We start from the raw sequence: 26,177 nt of genomic DNA, 5'->3' as shown, positions 1-26,177 counted from the left end.
ATCAGCGCATCGCGCCGATCAGTGCCTCCAAGGCTTGGACCGCAGCGGTGTCGACGGGGTATTCAGCCTCGGCGCGCGCCACGATGTCTTCGGAAACACCTGCAGCGGTTGCGGTTTCACCGATCGACAGGTTCGCCTGGCGACGCGCGGCGTACAGCCGTTGTCCGAGGGTGGCCCCAGGGGCGGCGGCGGCGCGGGCGGTCAGCTGATCGATCTGGCGCCGCACGACACTGAGCGCCTTGATCAAAGCCGGGGTGACCATGCCGATCCGGGCAGCCCGCGATGCCACCGCTTCCAGGCGGCGCAGGTCGCCGATGACGGCCGTCACGCGGGGGGTGAACTCGGGGTCGGCAACATCCGGCAAGGCCTCGACGGTCGTCTGCAGCGTGTCGACTGCGGTCAGCACTGCCTGAGCGATGAGCGGCACCTCGTCGCCGCCTGCGGCTGTGGTGGGCGCAGAGACCGGCACTGCGGCAGGAGGCGCCGTGGGAAGTGGCGCAGGCACCGTGCCACCCGCCACGGGTGGCGGGGTCGGGGGAACCGATCCTCCTTGACGTAGCCGCGCGATGGTGCCCGGCGGCCAGTGCAGTACCTCTTCGAGCTTCAGGCGAGTGCGTTCACGCGGCCAGCTGCGGCCTTTTTCGAACGCGATCAGGGCGCCGGCGTTGATGATGCCCTCAGCAGCCAGGCGGCGCTGGCTGATGTCGAGTTCGCGCCGACGTGCGGCAGCGGCCGCTCCGGCGCGGATGAGCCCAACATCGAATTCGCCGGTGGCGAGGTCGTACTCCGCGTCGGTCATCTCCGATTGGGTTCCTCGCTGATGTGGCTGTCGGGACATCTCAATCCTAACCCCTGACCGCAGCGTCGCTACGACTTGGTGGCCCGCGTCATTCCAGCAAAACCAGCGGACGCTACGGCTTTCTTCGGGCCGAACCGAACCAGCGCTACGCCTCTTACCGTAGCTCCGCGCAGTGCTTTGACGTGGGCTTTTGAGTTCTTTGGCGCTTTCTGCTGGTGATCAGACGTGCTTTCGAGGGGAAGTTTCCGTAGCTCCACTGCAACGATTTCGAGCACAACTGTTGCATCGCTACGGTTATTGCTATAGCGTTCTGCTCAACGCGGTACACACCGCAACAGAAGCCCGACAGAGGAGCAGCAGCATGACCGCACTCATGGCCAACGGCATCCCGCTCGGCGTGTGCACCAGCGACCCGGAGCGGTGGACCTCCACCCCAGACGATCAGGCCAAGGTCATCTGCCGAGAATGCCCACGGCGTTGGCTGTGTGCCCGCGAGGCTTGCGAACTGCCCCGCGCCGAGGGAGTTTGGGCAGGCATCATGGTCCCCGAAGGCGGCCGCGGCCGTACCTTCGCGCTCAAGCAGCTGCGATCGCTGGCCGAGCGCAACGGTTACCCGGTTCGCAAGCTGGGCCTGGTCTTCCCCGAAGCTGCCTGATCCTCCAGGCCGCGCAACCAAGCAGTACTTTTTGTCTGGCCCTTACGCTGCCGATTCGAGGGGACGGCAGGGCAAGGGCGAGTTTCCACCGGGGGAGGAATAGGGGCCCGGGGCATGTCGTTACACCGTCGGACGGTGTCGGGCATTGCCCCGGGCCCCACACCAGAACCGTCGCTTCGAGCGACCACTCGCCGAGAGGCGCAGTGACGGCACCGTCCCCCAAACTTTCGTTCGATCACTGCTCGAGCGTGGCGACCACCGCGTCGAGCAAGGTATCCACTTCATCTTCGTCGTAGCCGCGTTGGAACATCGGCGGCCGCGGGAACACGATGTTGCGGACATCATCGGCACCGAGGTGTCCACGCCCGTCGAGCCTGCGGGCCACCAGGGCGAGGAAATCATCCACCGACTTCTTGTCGTAGCCCCGCTTGCCCAGTGGCGGCTTCGAAATTTCGGTGCCGCGAACGTCTTCGGCAGTGAGTCCCCCGGTCATGCGGGTCATGCTAATCCCGTCCGTTTCGCGGACACGCGGTTACCGTGAGGTTCATGAGCAACACCGATACGGCGCCTGCCGAACTCACCTGCGCCAACTCGGAGTTCACCGGAGTCCTGCATCCCCGCGAGGTACCGCTGGGCGGACCGCGCGCCATCCTGGTTCGGCGCACCCTGCCTCAACGGGAGCGGTCCATGATCGGTGCGTGGTGCTTCGCCGACCACTACGGTCCGCACGACGTCCGGGCCGGCAGAGGCATGGATGTTCCGCCCCACCCCCACACCGGATTGCAGACGGTGAGTTGGCTTTTCGATGGACTGATCGAACATCGCGACAGCGCAGGCATCCACGCCATGGTCCGGCCGGGCGAACTCAACCTGATGACGGCGGGTGCCGGGATCTGTCACTCGGAAGTGTCGACGCCGGAGACGACGATCCTGCACGGAGTTCAACTGTGGGTCGCCTTGCCCGACGCCGACCGTGACACCGACCGCGACTTCGCGCACTACGCGCCACCGCCCGAGAACCTCGACGGCGCCACCCTCCGGGTGTTCCTGGGCGAGCTCGCCGGCTCACGGTCGCCGGTGCACACCTTCACGCCGCTGCTCGGCGCACAGATCGACCTGGACGCAGGTGCGGTCCTGACGCTGGATGTCGACCCGGGCTTCGAACACGGGGTCCTGCTGGACCAGGGCGTGATCGAGGTGGGCGGCACCACCCTGGCTGTCGCCGACCTCGCCTACCAGGCGCCGGGTCGCGCGCAACTGCAGTTGGCCAACCGCGGCGACGGACCGGCCCGGGCGATCCTGCTGGGTGGGCCACCGTTTCCCGAGGAGCTGGTGATGTGGTGGAACTTCGTGGGCCGCAGCCACGACGACATCGCGACCTACCGCGAACTGTGGCAGGCCGACGATGCACGGTTCGGCGAGGTCCAGGGCTATGAAGGCCACTTGGCACGCCTACCCGCGCCGCCGCTGCCGAACGGGCGGCTGAAGCCCCGCCCGCGCCCTTCGGCCTAGGCGTTCAAATATTCCGCGGTGCTGCCGCCCACGGGCATCTCGGGCAGCCCGAGCTTGCGGTGGTCCCAGCTGCGCTGCCGACTCGGCACCACGCGCACCGCGATGCGGTTGTTCATCATCTGGTCGACGAACGGGCGCATCTCGTCGGTATACGGCCCGGTGTAGCGCTCCCACACGCTGATGCCCACGCGCAGAATCGTTTCCGGGTCGTCGACGATCTCGGCGGTACCGTCGATCGACACGCCGCGCAGGGTGTTGTACGTGTCGCCGTCCTCGATCATCACCGTGATCGTGGGGTCCCGGCGAAGGTTGACGGCCTTCTGCGACTTGGCCTTGGTTTCGAACCAGATCTCGCCGTCGAGCACGGCGTACCACATGGCCACCAGGTGGGGTCGGCCGCTGGGCAGGACCGTGGCCATGGTCGCGGTCCTGCTGCGTTCGACGAATTCGGCGATCTCATCGTCCGTCATGACGATCTTCGTGCGCTCGTTCTTGCCCACCTGTCACCTCTCTGCTCGGTCAGCTCACCATAGCCACGGCGTCACCGGCCCCCGTGAACGCGGTCGGTAACCGAGCGCCGGCTACAGCACGCCGAACGCGGAGGTGACCCAGCGAACCGGGTCCACGCAGCGGAAGGGCGCAATACCCCTGGCGTGCAGCCGGTTTCCGGTGGGCGCGTGCCCCAGCGCCGATACCGCGAAGTACCGGCTGGCCAATCGTGCGCCGGTGGACGGATTCTCGACGCCCGCCACGATGGAGCCGCCGTGCAGCCGCACCAGCAGGCTGCGCACCTCCTGGTCGAGCAGTTGAGCGTCGACGTCGTCGTAACGCTTGCCGTCGGAGGTGTCGCGCAGGAACGCCGCTCCGCCGTTCGACATCACCAGCGCCCACTCCGACCCCTGCACGTCCCGCAGCGCCCGCAACACATCGAACTTGGACAGGATCACGGCGAGTTTGGGCTGACCGGGGTTGACCGCCAGCAGCAGGTTTCCCAGTACCGAACGCGGTTCGCCGCCACTGAAGGGCTGCGGCGGCAACAGATCCTGCAGTTGGTCGCGGATAGCCTTGACCCGCAACGGGTCGAACATGAAGAACACCGCGTCCGCATGGGCGAAGAACTGGAAGGGCGGCGCCCGCAGATCGCCGTTCTCGAGATCCTCGCCTGCCACGTCGCGCAGCACCAGGAACCGGCGCACCCCGTGCCAGACACCTATCGAGAACACCAGTGGCTCACGCTGATTCGGGGCTTGGGTGTGGACCGTCGGAGTGGGCGGCAGCAGCCCCCGCTGGACGTACAGCGGCCCTTCGTAGTTGGTGGCGTAATTCTGTGCGGTGGCCCGGGTGACCGGTTCCATCAGCACACCGAAGCGCTCGCACAACAGCTCGAGCTGCTTGACCAGCACCGCGATGTAGAGGCTCTTGCCCGTCGCCCGCGCGCCGGCCAGCGCGATGCAGATGGCGTGACCCTCCCGGAAGCCGTCGGGCAGCGTGAAGTGACAGACCGGGCAGATCTCCACCGCGGGTCCCTGCAGCGCCCGGCTGGCCTCGGACACCGGCGGTGGCGGGCCGTGGTACCCGGGCGTGCGGGTCCAGGTGTAGAGCGGACCGCAATCGGCGGGTGCACCCACGTAGGCGGAGGCGACGTCGTCGCGATAGCGGGTGCCGCCGGCCTGGGCGGGCAGCGTCCAGAGGTGGTTGTTAGGGCTCAACAGGGTGAAGCACCGTGGGCATTTGCTCATCTCAGCCCCGGCTCCCCCTCAGTCGCTCCGCCAGCGACGGTTGCTCGCCCCGCCGCGTCAGCAGCCTGTTCACCATCTTGCGGTATCCGCGCATCGTCCCCTCAGAGGAATCGCCTGACAACTGCGCCATCAACACCACCACGGATTCGGCATCGGCGCCGCCCATGGTGGCCGCAACGCGCCCGGCCAGCACCCCCGCAAGCTGATCCACCGAGTTGGGGGCGTATGCCGCTGCCTCGGCCGCAGTCGCGCGTAACAGGCCGACCGCCACCACAGTCACCGGGGCCAACTCGCCACCGTCGACCAGTGGCAGTACCAGGGCCACTGCCTGTGCGCTGCAATGTTTTTCGGTGGCCAGCACATTGCAGGCCCGGGGGTACGGCTGACCGGTCAGCACGCCCAGCAGCGCGAAAGCCAGCAGCCGCGCGGAGAAATCCTGGTGTACGGCATCCGGTTGCAGGGCGGCCAACACCTGATCCCACAACGGCACATAGGAGCTCTGATGGGAGTGCAGATAGCGCTTGTGCAGCCAGTCTCGCGGCTCGATGTGGCGTACGGCGGCACAAGCCACGGCCGCACCGTCGCCGTTGTCGTCGATCACCTTGCCGGCCAACCGGTGCAACTCCGCAGAGTCCGCCGCGCCCACGAGTGTGCGCGCCGCGGCCATGCCCGGCAACGGTTCAGCACCGATGGCCAGTAGCAGGTCCGACGGCTTCCACGCCGACGCCGCGGCAGCGGCCTCGAAGCTGGCCGGGTCGGTCATGCGTAACCACCACAGTTGCGCACCGGGGTCTCCCGGGTACAGCGCTCCGCGTCGACGCGACCGCATGGCGCGCAGTGCGGCGCGAGTCCACACCGGATCCCAGGGCTGGGCACCTGCGAGTTCATCCGGCTCCGGCACCGCAGCTGCCTCGGCCAGCCAATCGAGCACGTCATCGCCGACGGCACTGCCCTCCGCGTCGCCATCGCGCAGCAACCATGTCGCAAGCGACAGCCGGTCAGGCTCACCGATCAGTCTGCGCACCGCCGGGTTCGCGAGACCGGGCACGACCCCGTCGGCCAGCGCTGCCTGCAGCCGGTCATCGGCCACTCCGGCCCGCATCAGTAGATCAACCACCCGCAGCAACCGGTCGGGGCCCTGGGCCCTGCCCCGCTCCAGGGCCGGCCCGATCGCCTTCCGTAACGCCGAAGGTATTGGTTTCCCGTGAAACATTCTCGGCGCCAACGGGATTGGTGCCGTCTGCGTCATCCAGGCATCGTCGGCGATGGCCCTGGCGTAGTAGGTGGCATCGGCGTATGAGGCGCCGGCACCGTCCGACAGCTCGTGCACCGCCCGCCAGGCGTCGGCCGTCGTGACACCGACGACAAGCGCCAGCACGTCGGCAATGATGTGCGCGGCCTCGGATCCGACCAGCGCTCCCGACGGGGAATGCGCGGCGATCACCTCGTGGGCCTCCACCTGCGCGTCGGCGAATTCCGGATGCCCGGCCACTGCCATGGCCATGGGCCACGCCGGATGCAAACCATCATCGCGGACCTGGCCGGACAAGGTGTCGATGTCGTCGAGCACCCGTCGTGCCGACGCCGCGTCGAGCAGCACCACCTGCGCCATCACCGACCACCTGGTCACCTCGATACGGTGTCCGCCCGCCGTGCGGTGCGGATCGCCCTCAAGCTCCCCCAACGACACGGTCTCGGATTCGCTGATCACCACCATGCCCGGTTCGACCGATGGCAGGTCCTCGAGCGGTACCGCACTGAGCACCTGGCCGCTGTGCGGAGCAAGCTGCTCGGCACGATCGAAGGTGGAAAAGCTCAATCCCGCCGCGGTGCCAGGTGACATGAGAAAACTCACCAGGCCGATCCACTGGGCCGCCGAATCCGGGGACTGCACACCCAGCACCACCGGTGCCCCGCCGGCCAAGGCCGCGGCCACCGCATCCAGCAACGCGAACAATGTGGCCAATCTCCAGGTGGCGGTATCCAGTGCGAACGCCACGACGCTGTCCTTGGTCACCGCACTGCCCAGCTCGGGCAGTGCCCAGGGAAGCTGGGCCCGGGCCACCGCGGCCGCGCCGTAAGGCTGCAGCCAGTGCGGTGATCGCCACCGTTGAATGGCCCGGTATCGCGGGTGGGTGTCGGGCGCACGGTCCAACAGCACGTGGGCGAACACGTTGCCCGGCCGGCCCGTGCTGTCCGACCCGGCCGGGAAGGTGTGCCAGTAGCCGGCACCGTCACCGAGATGGCGGTAGGCCAGCCGGCGAGGCCCCTGCTCGAGCTGATCAGGGGTAGGGAAATCGGGCACCTGCCCCACCTGACGGAACACCGTGTGCACACCCGCGATCAACGACTGCGTCTCGGTGGCCGTCAGATCTCCGCTGGTTTCCTTGACCTGCCAGCCACCGGCGGTCCCGACGGCGTCGAACGACGTGTAGGCGAGCTGCCCATAGCGCGATGTCATAACACCGTCGCGGTGAGCTGCAGAGTCTGCACCGGCGGGTCCAGCAGGGCGACGGTTCGCAGCTGGGCCGGGTCGGCGATGTTGACGAACAACCGGATCCAACCGTGCAGGCCGCTGACATTGGCCGCCCACAGCTCACCGCTGCCCGACGCCGTCAGCGCCGTCCAGCGCAACTGCTTGGACGGCTGATCCGCCAGCTGTCCCTGCGCATCGAGCGGCGCCACATCGACCGGCTGACCGTCGTGCACACTCAACGGCATCCGCTGCGGATTGTTGACCAACACGAACGACGGCGACCCCGGCACGTCGTGTTCCGAACGCACCGCGACGGTGGCCGTGGTGGGGAAACCGTTGGGGTCGCGGCCGATTCGCACCGCGTACTGCAGTCGCAGCATGCCCGGATATTCGATGCCGGCCACCGGCCCGGTCACGCGTCGTCCGCCGGAGAATGCCACCGGCGCCAGATGCAATGAGCATCCGTCCACCGGAAGCGCGCCCGTCAGGTGCATGCCGCCGTACTTCTCGTAGTCCTCGAGCGAGATCTCGAATGATCTTCCGGTCAGGCCCGCCCGAGGGTCGTGGCCCTTGGCCGCCAACGTCACAACCACACCGGCCGCGCCGTCGGGCCATTCGAACGTCAGCACCTGCTTGTTGCAGTACTCGACGAGTTCGATGTCGCGGATCGTGCCGGTGCGCACCGCTGACACGGTGCGGCCCAGCACGGCTTGTCCGGCCAGGATCGTCACCGGCGTGACGTACGCCCGGCTCCACCCCCGCGGCCACGGCACCCCCGCCATCAATGTGCGGTGGCTGCCGTCGGGTTGCACCTGATCGGTCACCGATTGCCGCAGGCGCAGATCCGGTGTCAGGCCGACCTGCTCGAGCGCATTCTCGGGGAGTTCGGTGGATACGCCACCGGCGCTCGGCGCGTTCCGGCTCAGATAGATCGCCACCTCTGCTCCGGGGGCAGCCCAGGACACGTCGAACGTCTCACCGTCGAAACCGGTGTCCACCACGATGTCGGTGACCGCGGCGAGCACTGCCGAGACCTCGATGTCGACATCGGAGGGCTCCGAAAGCCGCACGGCTCCGTCGACCTCGACGGCGCAACGCACCCGGTAGCGGTAGCGCGTACCCCGGACGGGGGTGGAGTCGACGAAACCGGTCTTGTGCTCTGCGTCGGCCAGGATCCGGAAACGCGAGTCGTCGATCCCGGTGGTGTCGGCCTCCACGAACGGAATGCGGTAGACGTGCACGGAACTCGACGCCTGCGGCGCCGTCCACTTACCGATGACCAGGCCGTTGTCCTCCCGGATGGACATGTCGCTGACCGGCGGGACGAACACTCCGCCGGCATGCAGGACCGGCCGGGTGCTCAGAGCATCTGCGCGCGAGGTCCCGGTGATCACCCAGACCTGGTAATAACGCACCGGACCCGTCACCGGCCGGTCGTCGCTCGCCGCCGACAGCGGCGTGGCCGCGACCAGGTCGGCGTTCTCCGGCGACTTGGGGGCCCGGTCGTCGCCGCTGACCACGCGGTACAGCACCACTCCCCCGTTGGCCTGATAGTCCGGCCAGCTGAGATCCACGACGCCGGGGCGCGACGCATCGTGGCGGAACGCGAGGGCGTGCACGTCACCGGCTGCGGGTACCGCAGGCTCCGGCGGGCTGACCGGCGCCCCGCCTTCGAGCTCGGCGAGCACTCGGGCCATCGCTTCGGCATGTTCGGCCACCGATCCCGGCAGCATCTCCCGGATCTGCTCGACATCGGTGCGTCCGGAACGGAGTACCAGACGCAGGTGCGCCTCTTTGAAACTGCGAGCCGCGACCGCGCCGGAGTCGACCAGCTGCTGACGCCAGGCCAGCAGCGGCGCCAACCGGGGATCCGCGTCGTCGGAATCGTCGACGGGATACAGATCGGGCATCAGAACACCAAATCCCCGCCGGACGTGAACGCTGCGCGTCACGTGCTCCGGCAGCTCGAACAGCGCGAACTCCTGAGGTGTCAGACCCACACTGGCCTGCACACCCAGAAACGCTACCGCAGCAGCGGCATGGTCACCGCCACATGGTGGGCCGGGCAGAGGCGAGGGGTTGTGCGCCACCACATATGTTCGGCACATTCGGATGGATCATGATCTGAGGAGGGACATGTCGCCTGTCCGCACCGCCAGTTCCGACGTGTGGGAAGTGATGTCGACGTCGCGGACCATCCGGCGGTTCACCGATGAACCCGTCGACGACGCGACGCTGACCCGGTGCCTGCAGGCCGCCGCGTGGGCACCCTCGGGAGCGAACGCGCAGGCCTGGCGGTTCGTGGTGCTCCGCTCGGCAGAGCAACGGGCGGTGGTGGCCAAGGCGGCGGCGCAAGCGCTCGCCGTCATCGAACCTGTCTACGGCATGACCCGGCCCGCCGAGGACGACACCAGCCGACGAGCCAGAACCAACCGCGCCACGTATGAATTGCACGACCGGGCAGGTGAATTCACCTCCGTGCTGTTCACCCAGCAGCGCTTCCCCACCGCTTCGGAACTGCTGCTCGGGGGCTCAATCTTTCCGGCCATGCAGAACTTCCTGCTGGCCGCCCGCGCGCAGGGTCTGGGTGCGTGCCTGACCAGCTGGGCCTCCTACGGCGGCGAAACGCTGCTGCGTGAGGCCGTCGGTGTACCCGAGGACTGGATGTTGGCGGGCCACGTGGTGGTGGGCTGGCCTCGTGGATCCCATGGGCCGGTGCGCCGCCGACCGGTCACTGAGCTGGTGTGCGTCGACCATTGGGACAACCCACCGTCCTAGGCTCGGTTCATGGGTCCGGCACCGGCACTGATGCCCGCCGCGTTCATCGGCCACGGCAGCCCGATGAACGCACTCGAGTCCAACCGTTTCACCGCGGCCTGGCGTGGATTCGGGCAGGCAGTGCCCCGGCCGCGCGCGATCCTGGTGATCAGCGCGCACTGGTACATCAACGCCACCGCGGTCACGGCGATGCCGCGGCCGCGCACCATTCACGACTTCTACGGGTTCCCGCGAGAGCTGTTCGACGTCCAGTACCCGGCGCCGGGATTGCCGGAACTGGCCGAGGAGGTCAGCGATGTGGTGCACCCGACCTGGGTGGGTGCCGACGTGGACAGCTGGGGTATCGACCACGGCACCTGGTCGGTGCTGGTGCACGCCTTTCCCGACGCGTCCATACCCGTTGTGCAACTGGCGATCAACGCCAACGAGCCGGCCGAATACCATCTGCGCCTCGGCGCGAAGCTGGCGCCGTTGCGCAGGCGCGGCGTGCTGGTCGTGGGTAGCGGCAACATCGTGCACAACCTCGCCGGTATGGATCCCGCGAGGGCCGAGGATGGCTTCGCCTGGGCCAAACGCTTCGATGACGCGGCCCGCGACCGACTCGTCCACTCCCCCGCCGACGTCCTCGCCCTCGAGGGCCACGCCGACTATGCGGCCGCGGTACCCACCCCGGACCACTTCATCCCGATGCTGTACTTCGCCGGGCTTGCCGGTGCCGCAGACGATCCCGCCCGCTCGGTCGATCCCATTGTCAACGGCTACACCTACGGGTCGCTGTCGATGACTTCGTACCTGCTGCGTTGACGCAGCTCATTCCGGCGAGGCCGCCGGCGCACGCACGATAGGGTGTCGGCGTGTTGTGCCATGCCAAGCCGGTAGACGGCGTCGGGGTACGGGCATAGATGCGCGGAATTCTTCTGGCCGGCGGGTCCGGCACCCGGCTGCATCCGATCACCACGGGTGTCAGCAAGCAGCTGCTGCCGGTGTACGACAAGCCGCTCGTCTATTACCCGCTGTCCACCCTGATCATGGCCGGCATCCGCGACATCCTGGTGATCACGACCCCCGTCGATGCGCCGGCGTTCCAGCGGCTGTTGGGTGACGGCTCCGCGTTCGGGGTGAACCTGAGCTACGCCGCCCAGCCCGAGCCCGAGGGCCTCGCCCAGGCATTCATGATCGGTGCCGGGCACATCGGCACCGATTCCGTGGCACTTGTGTTGGGCGACAACGTTTTCTACGGTCCCGGACTGGGCACCAACCTGCGCCGGTTCCAGAAGGTCACCGGCGGAGCGATTTTCGCGTACTGGGTGGCCAACCCGGCCGCCTACGGCGTGGTCGAGTTCGGTGCGGACGGAACCGCACTGTCCCTCGAGGAAAAGCCTGCCGTGCCCAAATCGCAGTACGCCGTGCCCGGACTGTACTTCTACGACAACGACGTCATAGAGATTGCGCGCTCGCTCCGCAAATCCGCGCGCGGAGAATATGAGATCACCGAGATCAACCAGACCTACCTGAACCAGGGCCGGCTCTCGGTCGAGGTGCTGGCCCGCGGGACGGCCTGGCTGGACACCGGCACCTTCGACTCACTCCTGGACGCCAGTGATTTCGTCCGGACCATCGAACGCCGCCAAGGGCTGAAGATCGGGGTGCCCGAGGAGATCGCGTGGCGGGCCGGCTACATCGACGACGATCAACTGGTGGCCCGCGCCAAGGAACTGCCCAAATCCGGGTACGGCGACTACCTGCTGCAGTTGTTGCAGCGTCGGTAGTCACACCTCGGCGAAGAACGCCTGAAGCGCTTCGGCGACCCGCTCGGGCACCAGCGCGGTCGCGAAATGCGACTGGTCGGACCACACCACGCGCTGAGCGCGGGGCAGCACTTCGGCCAGGCGGTCCATGCCTTCTGGCAGAGGCGACCAACTCAGACCGCCTTGCATCAACAACACCGGCAGCGTGATCGTCGCCCACCGGTCGATGTCCTGACCGTCATGGGCCATCGCTTCCAGGTCCGAACCCGCGGACAGGGTCGCGGCGCGGCCGAACTCTTCACTCGGCATCTCGATCGGCGTCGCCGCGATCACCTCGGCAGGAACGCGCGCGACGTCGCGGGCGAAGAGCTCCAGTGCATCTGCATACCGGCCCTCGGCACACAACCGCCGGAAGCGGTCGAGGACCGGCAACAGGTGTGCGCCCGACAGCAGCAATGGCGGCTCGAAGAGTGCCAGTGACGCAATTCCATCTGCGTCGGCCATCGCGGCATAAAGGGCGACCGTCGCTCCATAGGAGCCGCCGACGACATGTGCCGGCCCGCCAATGGACTCACCCACGCAATTCAGCACGCACCGCAGATCGGCGGCCTCGGTGGCGAAACTGTTGGGTGAATTGCCAACGGCACTCGGTGGATGGTTTCGCCGCGCGTACCGCACGATCCGGTGGCCGGTGAGGTGCGCACTGACCGCGGCCCACGAATCAAGCCCGCCATTGGACCCGTGCACGAACACCACCGGCGGTCCGTCGCCCGCCACGTCCAGAACCAGATTGGTGTCGTCGCGCGCTCTCAGTTCTGAAGGCACGGATGTCAGTATCTATTACGCCGCTGTGGCGCCTCGAGCACGAAGGCCGTGAACTCAGTGAGTTCACGGCCTTCGTCGCAGTTCGTAGAACTGCTCGCTGTGGGCGAAGGGGGACTTGAACCCCCACGTCCCGAAGGACACTGGCACCTGAAGCCAGCGCGTCTGCCATTCCGCCACTCGCCCGAATGACCGAGGCAGCGTAACACTGCGAGCGCGCCGTTCCCAAACCGCCCGATCAGCGAGCCCTCACAAGGCCCGTCAGGTTGCCAGAAGAACCTTAAGCTCATCTAGATCAGGTCACTGACCTGCATCGATCGGATTCTCAGAGTTCTGTTGGTCCCGCATTACGGCACCAGGCCGATACCATGCTTGTGAGCAGTGTGGCCAGAGCGACACGCGGTAGCACGGGTGACCGTGACGAGGCGACGAACGACAACGAGAAAAGGCGGGCGGTGACATGGGTTTGGTCGACCGCATCGAACGCAAACTCGAATCGACCGTCGGCGATGCGTTCGCCCGGGTCTTCGGCGGCTCGATAGTGCCCCAGGAAGTAGAGACGGCGTTGTGCCGGGAAGCCGAGTCACGGGCCCGTACCGTGGCCGGTGGTCAAGTTTTGGCACCGAACGACTACGTAATTACGCTCAGTGGCACTGACTATCAGAAAGTAAGCGCCGATACTGACCTGACCTCGACCGCATTCGCCAAACATCTGGGGGGATTCATTCGTGATCAGGGGTGGCAAACGTATGGTGATGTGGTCGTTAGATTCGAGCAATCACCGAACTTGCACACCGGACAGTTCCGCGCACACGGCGCGGTCAACCCCGATTCGACCGCTGGCGAATCCGCGCGAGCCCACGGCGACCATGCGTTCACCGCAGAATCAGGAGAACCACCTATGACCGATAACCCGAATTACCGCGGCGGCCAGGGACAAGGGCGGCCCGGCGACGAGTATTACGACGAGCGCTACGGCCACCCTCAGGATGATCCGCGCGCACCCCAGTATCCGCCGGAGCAGGGCGGCTATCCCCCGCAGGAACCGGGTGGTTACCCGCCCCCACCGCCACCGCGCGGGGGCTACCCCGCCGGCGACCGGGGTGGGTACCCCGACCAGGGCGGCTACCCGGATCAGGGTGGGTACCCCGACCAGGGCGGTTACCCGGACCAGGGTGGCTATCCCCCGCAGTCCTACGAGCAGCCGCGCCCGCCTGCCGGTTACGGCGGCCCGCAGGGCGGCGGGTATGACCGTGGCTACGGCGGCCCGCAGGGCGGCGGTTACGGCCAGCCCGCACCGCCCGCCCCGGGCGGTCAGCCCGGGTACGGCGGCGGCGAGTACGACTACGGACGCCAGGACCCCCGCCAGGGTGGCGGCTACCCCGAGCAGGGTGGCTACGGCGGTGCCCAGGCGCCGTACGGACGTCAGGAGTACGGCCAGCAGCAGGATTACGGCCGTGGCTACGCCGAACCCCAGCCGGGCGGCTACCCCGAGCAGGGTTATGGCGAGCCCGGGTATGGCGAGCCGGGCGGCTACGGCGGCGGCGAGTACGGGGCGCCTCAGGGCGGCCAGCCGGGTTACGGCGGCGCGCAGCCCGGGTACGGCGGTGGCGACTATGCCGCCGGCGGCGCTGCGGTCACCCTTCAGCTCGACGACGGCAGTGGCCGCACGTACCAGCTGCGCGAAGGCGCCAATGTGATCGGTCGCGGTCAGGATGCCCAGTTCCGCCTCCCTGACACCGGCGTGTCACGGCGGCACCTGGAGATCCGCTGGGATGGACAGGTCGCGTTGCTGTCGGACCTCAACTCCACGAACGGCACCACGGTGAACAACGCACCGGTGCAGGAGTGGCAGCTGGCCGACGGCGACGTGATCCGGTTGGGCCATTCCGAGATCATCGTGCGCGTGCACTGAGCGTCTGAGACCGGACACACCTGAGTGGCAAGCACCCCGCTTCGCCCTCACGGCTATCGCCGTCCAAGTATCGTGACGTTGCCGACGGTAGCTGAGCGATACCAGTGGGGCGGATACGGAGAGGACGTCAGATGCAGGGGTTAGTGCTGCAACTGACACGTGTCGGATTCCTCCTGCTGCTGTGGCTGTTCATCTGGTCGGTGCTGCGCATCCTGCGGACCGATATCTATGCGCCCACGGGTGCGGTGATGGTCCGCCGGGGTCTGGCTCTGCGCGGTTCCCTGCTGCCGAGCCGGGACCGACGCCATATCGCGCGGCAATTGGTGGTCACCGAGGGAGCACTGGCCGGCACCCGCATCACGTTGGGTGCCCAGCCGGTGCTGATCGGCCGTGCCGACGACTCCACTCTTGTGCTCACCGATGATTACGCTTCGACGCGCCACGCCCGGCTCTCGCCACGAGGTTCGGAGTGGTACGTGGAGGACCTAGGATCGACCAACGGCACATACCTTGACAGGGCGAAGGTGACAACAGCGGTAAGGGTTTCGATCGGAACACCGGTTCGAATCGGTAAGACGGTAATCGAGTTGCGTCCGTGACGCCGCGCACGCGAGGAGCAGGATCGATACCGCGCACGCGAGGAGCACGAGACACACTATGACCCTCGTTCTCCGATATGCCGCGCGCAGCGATCGCGGGCTGGTTCGCGCCAACAATGAGGACTCGGTCTATGCCGGGGCGCGGCTGCTGGCGCTGGCCGACGGAATGGGTGGCCACGCGGCTGGTGAGGTGGCTTCACAGCTGGTGATCGCGGCGCTGGCTCATCTCGACGACGACGAGCCCGGCGGCGATCTGCTCAGCAAGCTCAATGCCGCAGTCGGCCAGGGCAATGCCGCGATCGCCGCCCATGTGGAGGCCGATCCCGAACTCGACGGCATGGGCACGACACTCACCGCGATCCTGTTCGCGGGCAACCGGCTCGGCCTGGTGCACATCGGCGATTCCCGCGGCTACCTTCTGCGCGACGGTGAGCTGACACAGATCACCAAGGACGACACGTTCGTCCAGACACTGGTCGACGAAGGCCGCATCACTGCCGAGGAGGCTCACAGCCATCCGCAGCGCTCGCTGATCATGCGGGCGCTGACCGGTCATGAGGTCGAGCCGACCTTGATCATGCGCGAGGCCAAGGCCGGAGATCGCTACCTGCTGTGCTCGGACGGCCTGTCCGATCCGGTCAGCCACGAGACCATCCACGAGGCCCTGCAGATCGAGGATGTCGCCGAGAGTGCCGACCGGCTGATCGAGTTGGCGCTGCGCGGTGGCGGCCCGGACAACGTCACCGTGGTGGTGGCCGATGTCGTCGACTATGACTACGGCCAGACTCAGCCGATCCTGGCCGGTGCGGTTTCGGGAGACGACGACCAGAGTGTGCCGCCGGATACGGCTGCCGGACGGGCCTCGGCGTTCAATCCACGCCGCAACGAACCGAAACGGGTGATTCCACAGCCGTCCGAGCCGGAGCGGCGGCCACGATCGCGCCGCCGGATCCTGATCGCCTCGGTGCTGCTGGTGCTGGTACTCGTCGGGGGCCTGGCGATCGGCCGGGAGATCATCCGCAACAACTATTACGTGGCCGAGCATGAGGGCACCGTGTCCATCATGCGGGGCGTGCAGGGCTCTTTTCTGGGCATCTCGCTGCAGGAGCCCTACCGTCTGGGCTGTCTCAACGCCCGCAACGAACTCTCGCTGATCAGTGCCGACGACAGTCAGGCCAACCGCGACTGCCGGCTGATGGCGATCGACGACCTGCGTCCGTCGGAACGAGCCTCGGTCAAGGCCGGGCTGATCGGCGGTAGCCAGGACGAGGCCATCGAGCAGATCACCAAACTGGCCCGCGGCTCCGTCCTGCCGGTGTGCGCTCCGCGCACCCCGACCACGACGTCGAAGCCCGCCCCGACGCCCACACCGTCACCATCAGCATCACCCGGTGCGACGCCGACGCCGACGCCGGCTCCGTCGCCCGGCGCGGAGCCGCCGGCCCCCGAGACGCCCGCGCCTGAAACACCGGCTCCCGGGACCACCGCTGCTCCGACCCCGCCACCGCCAACGGTGACCGCATTGCCTCCCCCACCACCTGAACCGGGGACGAACTGTAGAGCTGTGTCATGACGACTCAACCCCAGTCACCGGTTGCCGTCATGCCGCCGCTACCCAATCGGCGCAATGCGGAACTGCTGCTTCTGGGGTTCGCGGCCTTCATCACCACGGTCGCGCTGCTGATCGTGGAGGCCAACCAGGAACAAGGCTTGAGCTGGGATCTGGCTCGCCACGTCATCACCTTCATCGTCCTGATGGGCGCCGCGCACCTGGCCGTGCGACGGTTCGCGCCCTATGCCGACCCTCTGCTGCTGCCGGTCGTGGGGCTGCTCAACGGACTGGGTCTGGTGATGATCCACCGGCTGGACCTGGCCAAGGGTGAGCTGACCTCCGACGGGCTCGGCGGCACCGCCAATCAACAGATGATGTGGACGCTGGTCGGTGTCATCGGATTCTCCGTCGTGGTGGCGCTGCTGACCGATCACCGAATGCTCGCCCGGTACGGATACATCTGCGCACTGACCGGCCTTGTGCTGCTTGTCATTCCGGCGTTGCTCCCGACGAAGTACTCCGAGCAGTACGGCGCCAAGATCTGGATCCAATTCCCCGGCTTCTCCATTCAGCCCGCTGAGTTCTCCAAGATCCTGCTGCTGGTCTTCTTCGCCGCGGTGCTGGTGGCCAAACGTGATCTGTTCACCAGTGCGGGTAAACACTTCCTCGGACTCGACCTGCCGCGGCCTCGCGACCTGGCTCCCCTGCTGCTGGCCTGGGCCGCCTCGGTGGGCGTGATGGTGTTCGAAAAGGATTTGGGCACTTCACTTCTGTTGTACGCATCGTTTCTGGTGCTGGTCTACATCGCGACCGAGCGGCTCAGCTGGGTGGTTCTCGGACTTGCCCTGTTCGCCGCGGGAAGCGTTGTGGCATATCAGGTTTTCGGCCACGTCCGGGTTCGGGTGGAGAATTGGCTCGACCCATTCGCCGATCCTGACGGCGCCGGCTACCAGATGGTGCAGTCCCTGTTCAGCTTCGCCACGGGCGGCATCTTCGGCACCGGACTGGGCAACGGCCAGCCCGGAACGGTCCCCGCCGCAGCCACGGACTTCATCATCGCCGCGATCGGCGAGGAGCTCGGATTGGTCGGGCTCGCAGGCGTTCTCATGCTCTACACGATCTTCATCATCCGCGGGATGCGGACGGCTATCGCGGTGCGCGACAGCTTCGGGAAGCTGTTGGCGGCCGGGCTCGCCTCGACGCTGGCCATCCAGCTGTTCATCGTCGTCGGCGGCGTCACGAAACTGATCCCGTTGACCGGACTGACCACCCCGTGGATGTCCTACGGCGGCTCGTCACTGCTGGCCAACTACATCCTGCTGGCCATCCTGGTGCGCATCTCCCACTCGGCGCGCAGGCCGATCACCACCACCCCGACACCGAACCCGACGCCCATCGCCGCGGCCAGCACCGAGGTGATCGAGAAGGTATGAACACCTCCCTGCGCCGGGTGGCAGTCACGATCATGGTGCTGATCGTGCTGCTGCTGGCCAATGCCACGATCACCCAGGTCTTCACGGCCGACGGGTTGCGCGCCGACCCGCGAAACCAGCGGGTGCTGCTGGACGAGTACTCGCGCCAGCGCGGCCAGATCACCGCGGGCGGCCAGCTGCTGGCTTACTCGGTCGCCACCGACGGCCGATTCCGCTTCCTGCGCACCTACCCCAATCCCGAGGTGTACGCCCCGATCACCGGGTTCTACTCGCTGGGCTATTCCAGCACCGGGCTGGAGCGCGCCGAAGACACCATTCTCAACGGCTCCGACGAGCGCCTCTTCGGCCGTCGGCTGGCCGATTTCTTCACCGGCCGCGACCCACGCGGCGGCAACGTCGACACCACCATCAATCCGGAGGTGCAGCAGGCGGCCTGGGATGCGCTGCAGCACGGCTGCGGCGACGGCCCCTGCAAGGGCTCGGTGGTGGCCCTTGAGCCGTCGACAGGCAAGATCCTTGCTATGGCGTCGTCTCCGTCGTACGACCCCAACCAGCTGGCCACACACGACATGAACGCCCAGAGCCAGACCTGGCAGCAGTTGCGCGACAACGAGCAGTCCCCGCTGCTGAATCGCGCCATCTCGGAGACCTATCCGCCGGGCTCGACCTTCAAGGTCATCACGACCGCGGCCGCCCTTCAGGCCGGTAGCACTCCCGACACCCAGCTCACCGCGGCGCCCCGGATCCCGCTGCCTGACAGCACCGCGACGCTGGAGAACTTCGGCGGTGCCTCGTGCGGACCCGGCCCCACTGCGTCGCTGCGCGAGGCGTTCGCCAAATCGTGCAACACCGCCTTCGTCGAGCTCGGCATCAAGACCGGGGCCGACAAGCTCAAGACCACCGCCCAGGCCTTCGGCCTCGACTCTCCCCCGCCGACCATCCCGCTGCAGGTCGCCGAATCCACCACCGGTCCGATCGCCGACGGGGCAGCACTCGGCATGTCGAGCATCGGACAGCGCGATGTCGCATTGACTCCGCTGCAGAACGCGCAGGTGGCCGCGACCATCGCTAATGACGGCATCGCCATGCGCCCGTATCTTGTGGATAGCCTAAAAGGACCCGACCTGGCCACGATCGCCACCACCGCACCTGCCCAAGAGCGCCGGGCAGTGTCACCCCAGGTCGCAGCTACACTTACGGACTTGATGGTCGCCGCCGAGCAGGTGACTCAGCAGAAGGGAGCCATCGCCGGCGTGCAGATCGCTTCGAAGACCGGTACGGCAGAGCACGGGACGGATCCCCGTAACACTCCGCCGCATGCCTGGTACATCGCATTCGCACCGGCTTCCGACCCCAAGGTCGCGGTCTCGGTGTTGATCGAGGACGGCGGGGACCGGTTGTCGGCCACCGGCGGCGCACTCGCCGCCCCGATCGGACGCGCCACGATAGCCGCGGCGCTGCGGGAGGGTTCATGAGTCCGCGGGTTGGAGTCACGCTGTCCGGGCGGTACCGGCTGCAGCGACTGATCGCCACGGGCGGCATGGGTCAGGTCTGGGAGGCCGTCGACTCGCGGCTGGGCCGACGTGTCGCGGTCAAGGTACTCAAGGCCGAGTTCTCCACCGACGCGGAGTTCGTCGAGCGGTTCCGGGCCGAGGCCCGCACCGTGGCCATGCTGAACCACCCTGGCATCGCCAGCGTGTACGACTACGGCGAGACCGAGCTGGACGGCGAGGGCCGTACGGCGTATCTGGTGATGGAGCTGATCAACGGCGAGCCGTTGAACTCCGTTCTCAAGCGCACCGGCCGGCTGTCGCTGCGTCATGCCCTGGACATGCTCGAGCAGACGGGGCGGGCGCTGCAGGTGGCCCACACCGCGGGTCTGGTGCACCGCGACGTCAAACCGGGCAACATCCTGATCACCCCGACCGGTCAGGTGAAACTGACCGACTTCGGTATCGCCAAGGCCGTCGACGCCGCCCCGGTCACCCAGACCGGCATGGTGATGGGCACCGCCCAGTACATCGCGCCCGAGCAGGCCCTGGGCCATGACGCCACCGCGGCCAGCGACGTGTACTCCCTGGGAGTCGTTGGCTACGAATCGGTTTCGGGTAAGCGTCCGTTCACCGGCGACGGTGCGCTGACAGTGGCGATGAAGCACATCAAAGAGACGCCGCCACCGCTGCCCGCAGATCTGCCGCCCAATGTTCGCGAGCTGATCGAGATCACCCTGGTGAAGAACCCGGGGATGCGCTACAAGTCCGGCGGACCGTTCGCCGACGCGGTTGCCGCGGTGCGCTCCGGCCGCCGTCCCCCGCGCCCCAACCAGGCTCCTACGCTTGGCCGGGCCGCTCCCGCGGCGGTGCCGTCGGCCGCACAAGCCCGTGCCGCGGCGGACCTGTCCGGCCGCACGCCGGTGACCGCCACGCGGGCCAGGCCGACAGCGGCCGCCCATCGGCCCGCGCCGCCGGCACGGCGCACGTTCTCGTCGGGTCAGCGGGCCCTGCTGTGGGCCGCCGGTGTGCTCGGCGCGCTGGCCATCGTGATCGCCATCCTGATCGTGCTCAACGCGCAGGATCGCAAGGATCAGCAGCAGTCACCACCGCCCACGGTCACCGACACGGTGACCCAGACGACGCCCTACCAGACCCCGGCAGCGCTGCCGGGCCTTGCCTTCCACGTGATCGTGCCTAGGGATGCCGGGGCTGACGCTCAGGCTGTACCGAAGGCACCGGAACAGATACTGCGATGACGACGCCTCAGCACCTCTCCGACCGATATGAACTCGGTGAAATTCTCGGCTTCGGCGGCATGTCCGAAGTTCACATCGCCCGCGACACCCGACTGCACCGCGATGTCGCGGTCAAGGTGCTGCGGGCCGATCTGGCCCGCGACCCCAGCTTCTATCTGCGGTTCCGCCGCGAGGCGCAAAACGCGGCCGCGCTGAACCATCCCGCGATCGTCGCGGTGTACGACACCGGCGAGGCCGAGACTCCCAATGGTCCGCTGCCCTACATCGTCATGGAGTACGTCGACGGTGTGACGCTGCGCGACATCGTGCACACGGAGGGTCCGATCCCGCCGAAGCGCGCGATCGAGATCATCGCCGACGCCTGCCAGGCCCTGAATTTCAGCCACCAGCACGGCATCGTGCACCGCGACGTCAAGCCGGCGAACATCATGATCAGCAAGAACAATGCTGTGAAGGTGATGGACTTCGGTATCGCCCGTGCCCTGGCCGATACCGGCAACAGCGTCACCCAGACCGCCGCGGTGATCGGCACCGCGCAGTACCTGTCGCCCGAGCAGGCCCGCGGTGAGACCGTAGACGCCCGCTCCGACGTCTACTCGCTGGGCTGTGTGCTCTACGAAATCCTCACGGGTGAACCACCTTTCATCGGCGATTCACCGGTGGCGGTGGCCTATCAGCATGTCCGCGAGGATCCGGTCCCGCCGTCGCAACGGCACACCGGCATCTCCCCCGAGCTCGACGCGGTGGTGCTCAAGGCACTGGCCAAGAATCCGGACAACCGCTATCAGACCGCGGCCGAGATGCGCACGGATCTGATTCGGGTGCACAGCGGTGAGTCTCCCGAGGCACCCAAGGTGTTCACCGAGTCCGAGCGGACCTCGATGATGAACTCCGGGCCGATGCTGACCCAGGGGGGGCCTGCGCCCACGCAGAACCTGGTGGTGCCCCGCCCGGCCGACCGCAGCGCCTCGGTGGCGCGTTGGTTGATCGCGGTCGCGGTGCTGGCGGTGCTGACCGTGGTGGTGACGGTGGCCATCAACATGTTCGACGGTAAGACCCGTGACGTGCAGGTGCCCGATGTGAGCGGTCAGCGTTCGGCCGATGCCGTTGCCGCACTGCAGAATCGGGGCTTCAAGACCCGCACGGAAACCAAAGACGACAACACGGTGGCCCTGGGCCTCGTGATCGGCACCGATCCAGCGGCGAACAGCATGGTATCCGCAGGTGAAGAGATCACCGTGAACGTCTCCGGCGGGCCCCAGCAGGCTCAAGTGCCCGATGTCGCGGGCCTGAGCCCGTCGCAGGCCAGGCAGAAGCTCAAGGACGCCGGGTTCGAGAAGGTGAAGGAGTCCACGAGCCCGTCGACTCCCGAGCAGAAGGGCCGCGTGCTGGCCACCAACCCGCCGGCCAATCAGACCGCGGGCATCATCTACGAGGTCACGCTCGTGGTGGGTTCGGGACCTGAGAACACCATAGTTCCCGACTGCAAGGGCCAGAGCGCCGATGTGTGCAAGCAGATCCTCACCGCGTCGGGATTCACCAATACCGTCGTGATCGAGGTCGATAACACCGCACCGGCGGGTCAGGTGGTGGATACCGAGCCGACCGCCGGTACGTCGGTGCCCAAGGACACCCCGATCCAGATCCACGTCTCGAGGGGCAACCAGTTCGTGATGCCCAACCTGGTCGGGCAGTTCTGGGATGACGCCTACCAGCGCCTGAGCGCGCTCGGCTGGACGGGCGTCCTGGACAAGGGGGCGGACGTGCGCGACAGCGGTCAGCGCACCAACGCCGTGGTCACCCAGAGTCCGCCAGCCGGCACCGGGGTGAACCGCGACGCGCGGATCACGCTGAGCTTCGCGTCGTAGCCGCCGCCACGGCGCGGGCCACCTCGGCTTCGAGGGTGGCCACCAGGTGTTCCTCGGGAGCGGCTCCGCACACGCCGAGCCAGTTGGCCAGCATGCGGTGCCCGCCCTGGGTGAGGATCGACTCCGGGTGGAACTGCACGCCGTGAATCGGTAACTCGCGGTGACGCACCGCCATGATGACGCCGCCGTCGGTCTGGCCGATGACCTCGAGCTCGGCGGGTACGGTCTCGGGAAGAATCGTCAGAGAGTGATACCGGGTCGCGGTGAATGGGTCGGGGAGACCTTTGAGCACGCCGGCATCGGCGTGGTGCACGACGCTCGTCTTGCCGTGCAGCAGTTCGGGTGCCCGGTCGACGGTGCCGCCGAACGCCACACCGATGGCCTGGTGACCAAGGCACACGCCGAGTAGGGGAGTGCCGGCCGCGGCGCAGGCCCGCACCAGCGGGATGGTGGCGCCGGCGCGTTCCGGGGTGCCCGGGCCCGGGCTCAGCAGGACGCCGTCGAAATGGGCTGCCACCTTGGCGAGATCGGCGTCGGTGGCCAGGCGATCGTCGTCGTTACGCCACACCTGCGCGTCCACCCCGAGTTGGCCCAGATACTGGACCAGGTTGAACACGAAGCTGTCATAGTTGTCGACGACCAGAACCTGCATCGGCCCAGGTTACCGATTCAGTAGCCGACAGGGCCCGCGGGTTTCGCATAGCGCATCCGCAGCGGCTCGGTGTGCCCGGTCAGCTCGACCTCGGCCCGGGGTTCTTCGACATAGCCCAATCCGAACCGAACCACGTACTGCTTGTAGAGGGTGACGTAGGGGGCGGCGGCCAGCGCGGCCTGCATCGCGGCGGCGTCGCCGATCGCGGTGATCACGTAGGGCGGGCTGTAGGTGCGGCCGTTGAGCAGCAGGGTGTTTCCGACGCATCGGGGCGCCGAGGTGGCGATGATGCGCTGGTCCTGCATCTGGATGCCCTCGGATCCGGCGCTCCACAGTGCGTTCAAGACGGCTTGGATGTCCTGCTGGTGCACCACCAGATCGTCGGGGGAGGCGTCGCGCGGAAAGCGGCCCTGGGCGTCGCGCTGGGCGTCGTTGAGCGTGACGACCAGGCCGGGTCCGCGCATCGGGACGACACCGGCATCGGCGGCCAATTCGGCCGAGCGTGCAGTGATCGCGTCCAGCGCGGCGTGTGAGCTGGGGGAGCCGCCGTGATGGCTGTCGATCTCGGTGGACATCGAGTCGCGCTGGGCGGTCAGCCGGTCGACTGACTGTTGGGCCTCGCGGACCAGGTCGACCAGCCGGGGTGCATCGCTGCGGCGGATCTCGTCACCGCCGGACACGCCGTGGGTCGCCGCCAGCAGCAGGCCGGCGGCCAGGCAGACTGCCGGGACGCCGAAGCGCCACGGGGATCGATCCTGTTGGTCCATCGCAGTCTCTCCTGGACGTGCAGCTACGTTAGGCTCGTGAGGCATCCTGCCTCATCGTCGCACCGTGTGACGCCGACTGTCCGCGAAGGTACCCATGCCCAAGTCCAAAGTCCGTAAGAAGAACGATTTCACCATCAAGTCGGTGAGCCGGACCCCGGTCAAGGTGAAAGCCGGGCCGTCGAGTGTGTGGTTCGTCGCGCTGTTCATCGGCCTCATGTTGTTCGGCCTGCTCTGGCTGCTGGTGTTCCAGCTGGCCGCGACCAACCCGGTCGACACCCCGTCCTTCCTCCAGTGGATGGCTGACCTGGGTCCGTGGAACTACGGAATTGCGTTTGCCTTCATGATCAGTGGGCTGTTGCTCACGATGCGCTGGCGCTGACCCCGGGCGAGGTCATAATGAATTCATCTTACGTTTTCAGCGTTACCGGTACAGCAACGTCTCCGATGCTCAATCACATCGTTGTGATTCATCCCCATTGGGGATAGCACCTGTGGATAACTCCATTAGTCGCGGTAAGAGGGTGTGAAGAACCCGTGCAGCAAACTTGTTGGAGCCCACCCGCCGCCGGAATCGCTGGTTGCGGCATAGCCGGAGTTATGATGGCTATCGCAGCTGTGACCCTGATCACAGACCCGCCCGGACGTGTTCTTGCCGGCATAGCTGGAGTGGGATTGCTCACGTTCGCAACATTGTCGTGGCGGGCACGACCCAAACTGGCAATTAACCAAGACAGTCTCACGGTCGCCGGCTGGTGGCGGGCCCGGACATATCGCCGCAATGAGATCCGGAAGATCCGCATCACGGAGTTCCGCCGGATCGCCCGCAAGGTCCGCCTGCTCGAGATCGACACCGCCGACGACAGGCTCGCGGTCTTCACACGGTGGGATCTGGGAACAGACCCTCTCGACGTCCTGGATGCGCTCACCGAGGCCGGTTTCGCGGCCCGGTGAGGAAATGACCCCACACAACACGCGACGCCCCCGGCCTTCGGGGGCGTCGCGCATTCTTTGTGCGGGGTTGTCGGTTATGACACGGTGACCGATTCGACGACGACCGGATCGGTGGGGCGGTCCGAGCGATCGGTGGGCGTGGACGCGATGGCGTCGACGACCTTGCGCGACTCGGGATCCACGACCTCGCCGAAAATGGTGTGCTTGCGGTTCAGGTGCGGCGTCTGGCCGACGGTGATGAAGAACTGGGAGCCGTTGGTGCCCGGCCCGGCGTTGGCCATGGCCAGCAGGTAGGGCTTGTCGAACTGCAGCTCGGGGTGGAACTCGTCGGCGAACTGGTAGCCCGGGCCGCCACGGCCCGTACCGGTCGGATCGCCGCCCTGGATCATGAAGCCGTCGATCACCCGGTGGAACACCGCCCCGTCGTAGAACGGACCGGACGTGCTTCCCGACGCGTTCTCGGTGCTGTAGTCCTTGGTGCCCTGCGCCAAGCCGACGAAGTTGGCCACGGTCTTGGGAGCGTGGTTGCCGAACAGTGCGATCTTGATATCGCCGCGGTTGGTGTGCAGTGTCGCCGTCGCGGTCTGAATGGGGCTCGTCACGGCTACTCAGTCTGCCATCCCGGCGGCAGACCGCCTTCAGATACCCCACCAACGCCCCCAGACTCGCGAAGAGATGGCAATGTGGATCTCAGCCGACAAACCCGGCCACAGCTCACCTCCGCCGCCAGTGCCCAGAAAGGTGCCAGATGACCGCGAACGTCGATACCCGCTTGGCCCCCCGTCAGCGCCTAGCCCGCGGCTTGAAATACAGCACGGTCGGGCCGGTCGACGTGACCCGCGGAGTGGTGGGCATCAGCGCCAACACCGTGACCGCCGCGGCGGCCGGTCTGCGCAAGCGTTACGAGTCGGGCAAGCTGCGCCGTCAGCTCGCCGCGGCCGCGCAAGCGGTTGCGGCGCTGCCCGAGGTGCTTCAGGAGGCCGCAGCGGCGCCCGAGCCCAAGCGGCGCCGTCGGCCGCTGGTCCTCGCCGGGGTCGCCGCCGCGGTCCTCGCCGGTGGGGCCGTGGTGTTCTCCATCGTCCGCCGATCCGCCCGGCACGAGGCCCCGACGCCGCTGGCGCCCAGCGTCGAGGTCAATCCGAAGCCCTGAGGCCGTAGCGGC

25 protein-coding genes and 1 tRNA gene are annotated in these 26,177 nt (G+C 67.2%); 15 read left to right on the top strand and 11 right to left on the bottom strand.

Annotation, left to right across the window (positions count from 1 at the left end; all coding sequences use genetic code 11):
- Position 1: 1 nt before the first annotated feature.
- Positions 2–799, bottom strand: coding sequence for a hypothetical protein (locus QQ25_RS00880; RefSeq protein WP_039376611.1), 798 nt, complete (start codon positions 797–799; stop codon positions 2–4).
- Between the two features lie 361 nt (positions 800–1,160).
- Here QQ25_RS00880 and QQ25_RS00875 point away from each other — a divergent pair, with 361 nt between their 5' ends.
- Positions 1,161–1,454 (top strand): WhiB family transcriptional regulator, encoded by a 294-nt coding sequence (locus tag QQ25_RS00875; RefSeq protein WP_039326674.1) that lies wholly within the window; start codon positions 1,161–1,163, stop codon positions 1,452–1,454.
- Between the two features lie 235 nt (positions 1,455–1,689).
- Here QQ25_RS00875 and QQ25_RS00870 read toward each other — a convergent pair whose 3' ends face one another.
- Positions 1,690–1,956, bottom strand: a complete 267-nt coding sequence (locus tag QQ25_RS00870; RefSeq protein WP_039326673.1) for a DivIVA domain-containing protein — start codon at positions 1,954–1,956, stop codon at positions 1,690–1,692.
- Between the two features lie 44 nt (positions 1,957–2,000).
- Here QQ25_RS00870 and QQ25_RS00865 point away from each other — a divergent pair, with 44 nt between their 5' ends.
- The gene (locus QQ25_RS00865) at positions 2,001–2,966 is read left to right on the top strand and encodes a pirin family protein (RefSeq protein ID WP_039376608.1); all 966 of its coding nucleotides are present in this window, start codon (positions 2,001–2,003) and stop codon (positions 2,964–2,966) included.
- Here QQ25_RS00865 and QQ25_RS00860 read toward each other — a convergent pair.
- The 4 genes from QQ25_RS00860 to QQ25_RS00845 form a co-directional block, all read right to left on the bottom strand.
- Positions 2,963–3,466 carry a pyridoxamine 5'-phosphate oxidase family protein gene (locus tag QQ25_RS00860; protein WP_039326671.1) on the bottom strand — a complete coding sequence of 168 codons (504 nt, stop codon included), beginning with the start codon at positions 3,464–3,466 and terminating at the stop codon, positions 2,963–2,965. The genes QQ25_RS00865 and QQ25_RS00860 overlap by 4 nt on opposite strands.
- Before the next feature lie 81 nt (positions 3,467–3,547).
- Entirely contained in the window at positions 3,548–4,705 is a 1,158-nt protein-coding gene (locus QQ25_RS00855; RefSeq protein WP_039326670.1) for a hypothetical protein, read from the bottom strand.
- Between the two features lies 1 nt (position 4,706).
- The gene (locus QQ25_RS00850) at positions 4,707–7,166 is read right to left on the bottom strand and encodes a GAP1-N2 domain-containing protein (protein WP_039376607.1); all 2,460 of its coding nucleotides are present in this window, start codon (positions 7,164–7,166) and stop codon (positions 4,707–4,709) included.
- Positions 7,163–9,091, bottom strand: coding sequence for a SaeA-related protein (locus tag QQ25_RS00845; RefSeq protein WP_039376777.1), 1,929 nt, complete (start codon positions 9,089–9,091; stop codon positions 7,163–7,165). Before QQ25_RS00845 ends, QQ25_RS00850 begins: the two co-directional genes overlap by 4 nt.
- A 226-nt stretch (positions 9,092–9,317) precedes the next feature.
- On the opposite strand from QQ25_RS00845, the gene QQ25_RS00840 reads away from it, so the two are divergent.
- The 3 genes from QQ25_RS00840 to rfbA all read left to right on the top strand — a co-directional run bounded on the left by QQ25_RS00840 (position 9,318) and on the right by rfbA (position 11,728).
- Positions 9,318–9,959, top strand: a complete 642-nt coding sequence (locus QQ25_RS00840) for a nitroreductase family protein (protein ID WP_039326668.1) — start codon at positions 9,318–9,320, stop codon at positions 9,957–9,959.
- A gap of 30 nt (positions 9,960–9,989) precedes the next feature.
- Positions 9,990–10,763 carry a 4,5-DOPA-extradiol-dioxygenase gene (ygiD, locus tag QQ25_RS00835; RefSeq protein WP_039376775.1) on the top strand — a complete coding sequence of 258 codons (774 nt, stop codon included), beginning with the start codon at positions 9,990–9,992 and terminating at the stop codon, positions 10,761–10,763.
- A gap of 98 nt (positions 10,764–10,861) precedes the next feature.
- Complete coding sequence (gene rfbA / locus QQ25_RS00830; protein ID WP_039326667.1) at positions 10,862–11,728, top strand: glucose-1-phosphate thymidylyltransferase RfbA; 867 nt, start codon at positions 10,862–10,864, stop codon at positions 11,726–11,728.
- Here rfbA and QQ25_RS00825 read toward each other — a convergent pair whose 3' ends face one another.
- The gene (locus QQ25_RS00825; RefSeq protein ID WP_039376604.1) at positions 11,729–12,532 is read right to left on the bottom strand and encodes an alpha/beta fold hydrolase; all 804 of its coding nucleotides are present in this window, start codon (positions 12,530–12,532) and stop codon (positions 11,729–11,731) included.
- A gap of 100 nt (positions 12,533–12,632) precedes the next feature.
- A tRNA-Leu gene (locus QQ25_RS00820) sits at positions 12,633–12,715 on the bottom strand.
- A gap of 274 nt (positions 12,716–12,989) precedes the next feature.
- On the opposite strand from QQ25_RS00820, the gene QQ25_RS00815 reads away from it, so the two are divergent.
- The 7 genes from QQ25_RS00815 to pknB all read left to right on the top strand — a co-directional run bounded on the left by QQ25_RS00815 (position 12,990) and on the right by pknB (position 22,645).
- Positions 12,990–14,444 (top strand): FHA domain-containing protein, encoded by a 1,455-nt coding sequence (locus tag QQ25_RS00815; protein ID WP_039376602.1) that lies wholly within the window; start codon positions 12,990–12,992, stop codon positions 14,442–14,444.
- A gap of 131 nt (positions 14,445–14,575) precedes the next feature.
- Positions 14,576–15,043 carry an FHA domain-containing protein FhaB/FipA gene (locus QQ25_RS00810; RefSeq protein WP_029110475.1) on the top strand — a complete coding sequence of 156 codons (468 nt, stop codon included), beginning with the start codon at positions 14,576–14,578 and terminating at the stop codon, positions 15,041–15,043.
- Positions 15,044–15,101: 58 nt separating this feature from the next.
- Entirely contained in the window at positions 15,102–16,616 is a 1,515-nt protein-coding gene (locus QQ25_RS00805) for a PP2C family protein-serine/threonine phosphatase (RefSeq protein WP_039376600.1), read from the top strand.
- A complete protein-coding gene (locus QQ25_RS00800) occupies positions 16,613–18,028 on the top strand; it encodes a peptidoglycan glycosyltransferase RodA (protein WP_039376599.1) in 1,416 nt (471 codons plus the stop codon). Before QQ25_RS00805 ends, QQ25_RS00800 begins: the two co-directional genes overlap by 4 nt.
- On the top strand, positions 18,025–19,503 hold the full coding sequence (pbpA, locus tag QQ25_RS00795; protein ID WP_039326662.1) for a D,D-transpeptidase PbpA: 1,479 nt from the start codon (positions 18,025–18,027) through the stop codon (positions 19,501–19,503). The genes QQ25_RS00800 and pbpA overlap by 4 nt, the downstream gene beginning before the upstream one ends.
- Positions 19,500–20,777: a serine/threonine-protein kinase gene (locus QQ25_RS00790; protein WP_039326661.1), complete on the top strand. Its 1,278-nt coding sequence runs from the start codon at positions 19,500–19,502 to the stop codon at positions 20,775–20,777. Before pbpA ends, QQ25_RS00790 begins: the two co-directional genes overlap by 4 nt.
- Entirely contained in the window at positions 20,774–22,645 is a 1,872-nt protein-coding gene (pknB, locus tag QQ25_RS00785) for a Stk1 family PASTA domain-containing Ser/Thr kinase (protein WP_039326660.1), read from the top strand. Before QQ25_RS00790 ends, pknB begins: the two co-directional genes overlap by 4 nt.
- Here the strand turns inward: pknB and QQ25_RS00780 are convergent.
- Positions 22,623–23,297: an aminodeoxychorismate/anthranilate synthase component II gene (locus QQ25_RS00780; RefSeq protein WP_039376598.1), complete on the bottom strand. Its 675-nt coding sequence runs from the start codon at positions 23,295–23,297 to the stop codon at positions 22,623–22,625. The two genes, pknB and QQ25_RS00780, sit on opposite strands and share 23 nt — an antisense overlap.
- 17 nt (positions 23,298–23,314) lie before the next feature.
- Complete coding sequence (locus QQ25_RS00775; RefSeq protein ID WP_039376596.1) at positions 23,315–24,064, bottom strand: DUF881 domain-containing protein; 750 nt, start codon at positions 24,062–24,064, stop codon at positions 23,315–23,317.
- Between the two features lie 94 nt (positions 24,065–24,158).
- Between QQ25_RS00775 and crgA the strand changes: the two genes are divergently transcribed.
- Positions 24,159–24,443 (top strand): cell division protein CrgA, encoded by a 285-nt coding sequence (crgA, locus tag QQ25_RS00770; protein ID WP_039326657.1) that lies wholly within the window; start codon positions 24,159–24,161, stop codon positions 24,441–24,443.
- Positions 24,444–24,598: 155 nt separating this feature from the next.
- On the top strand, positions 24,599–25,015 hold the full coding sequence (locus QQ25_RS00765; RefSeq protein ID WP_039326656.1) for a PH domain-containing protein: 417 nt from the start codon (positions 24,599–24,601) through the stop codon (positions 25,013–25,015).
- Between the two features lie 74 nt (positions 25,016–25,089).
- On the opposite strand, the gene QQ25_RS00760 is transcribed toward QQ25_RS00765, so the two are convergent.
- Positions 25,090–25,617, bottom strand: a complete 528-nt coding sequence (locus QQ25_RS00760) for a peptidylprolyl isomerase (protein ID WP_039326655.1) — start codon at positions 25,615–25,617, stop codon at positions 25,090–25,092.
- Positions 25,618–25,763: 146 nt separating this feature from the next.
- Between QQ25_RS00760 and cwsA the strand changes: the two genes are divergently transcribed.
- Positions 25,764–26,165: a cell wall synthesis protein CwsA gene (gene cwsA, locus QQ25_RS00755; protein WP_039326654.1), complete on the top strand. Its 402-nt coding sequence runs from the start codon at positions 25,764–25,766 to the stop codon at positions 26,163–26,165.
- Positions 26,166–26,177 lie beyond the last annotated feature (12 nt).

Source organism: Mycolicibacterium setense, from assembly GCF_000805385.1.
In the GTDB taxonomy this organism is placed as follows: Bacteria; Actinomycetota; Actinomycetes; order Mycobacteriales; family Mycobacteriaceae; genus Mycobacterium; species Mycobacterium setense.
Note: the sequence above shows the minus strand (reverse complement) of the source record. Positions and strands in the feature narration are given on the sequence as shown.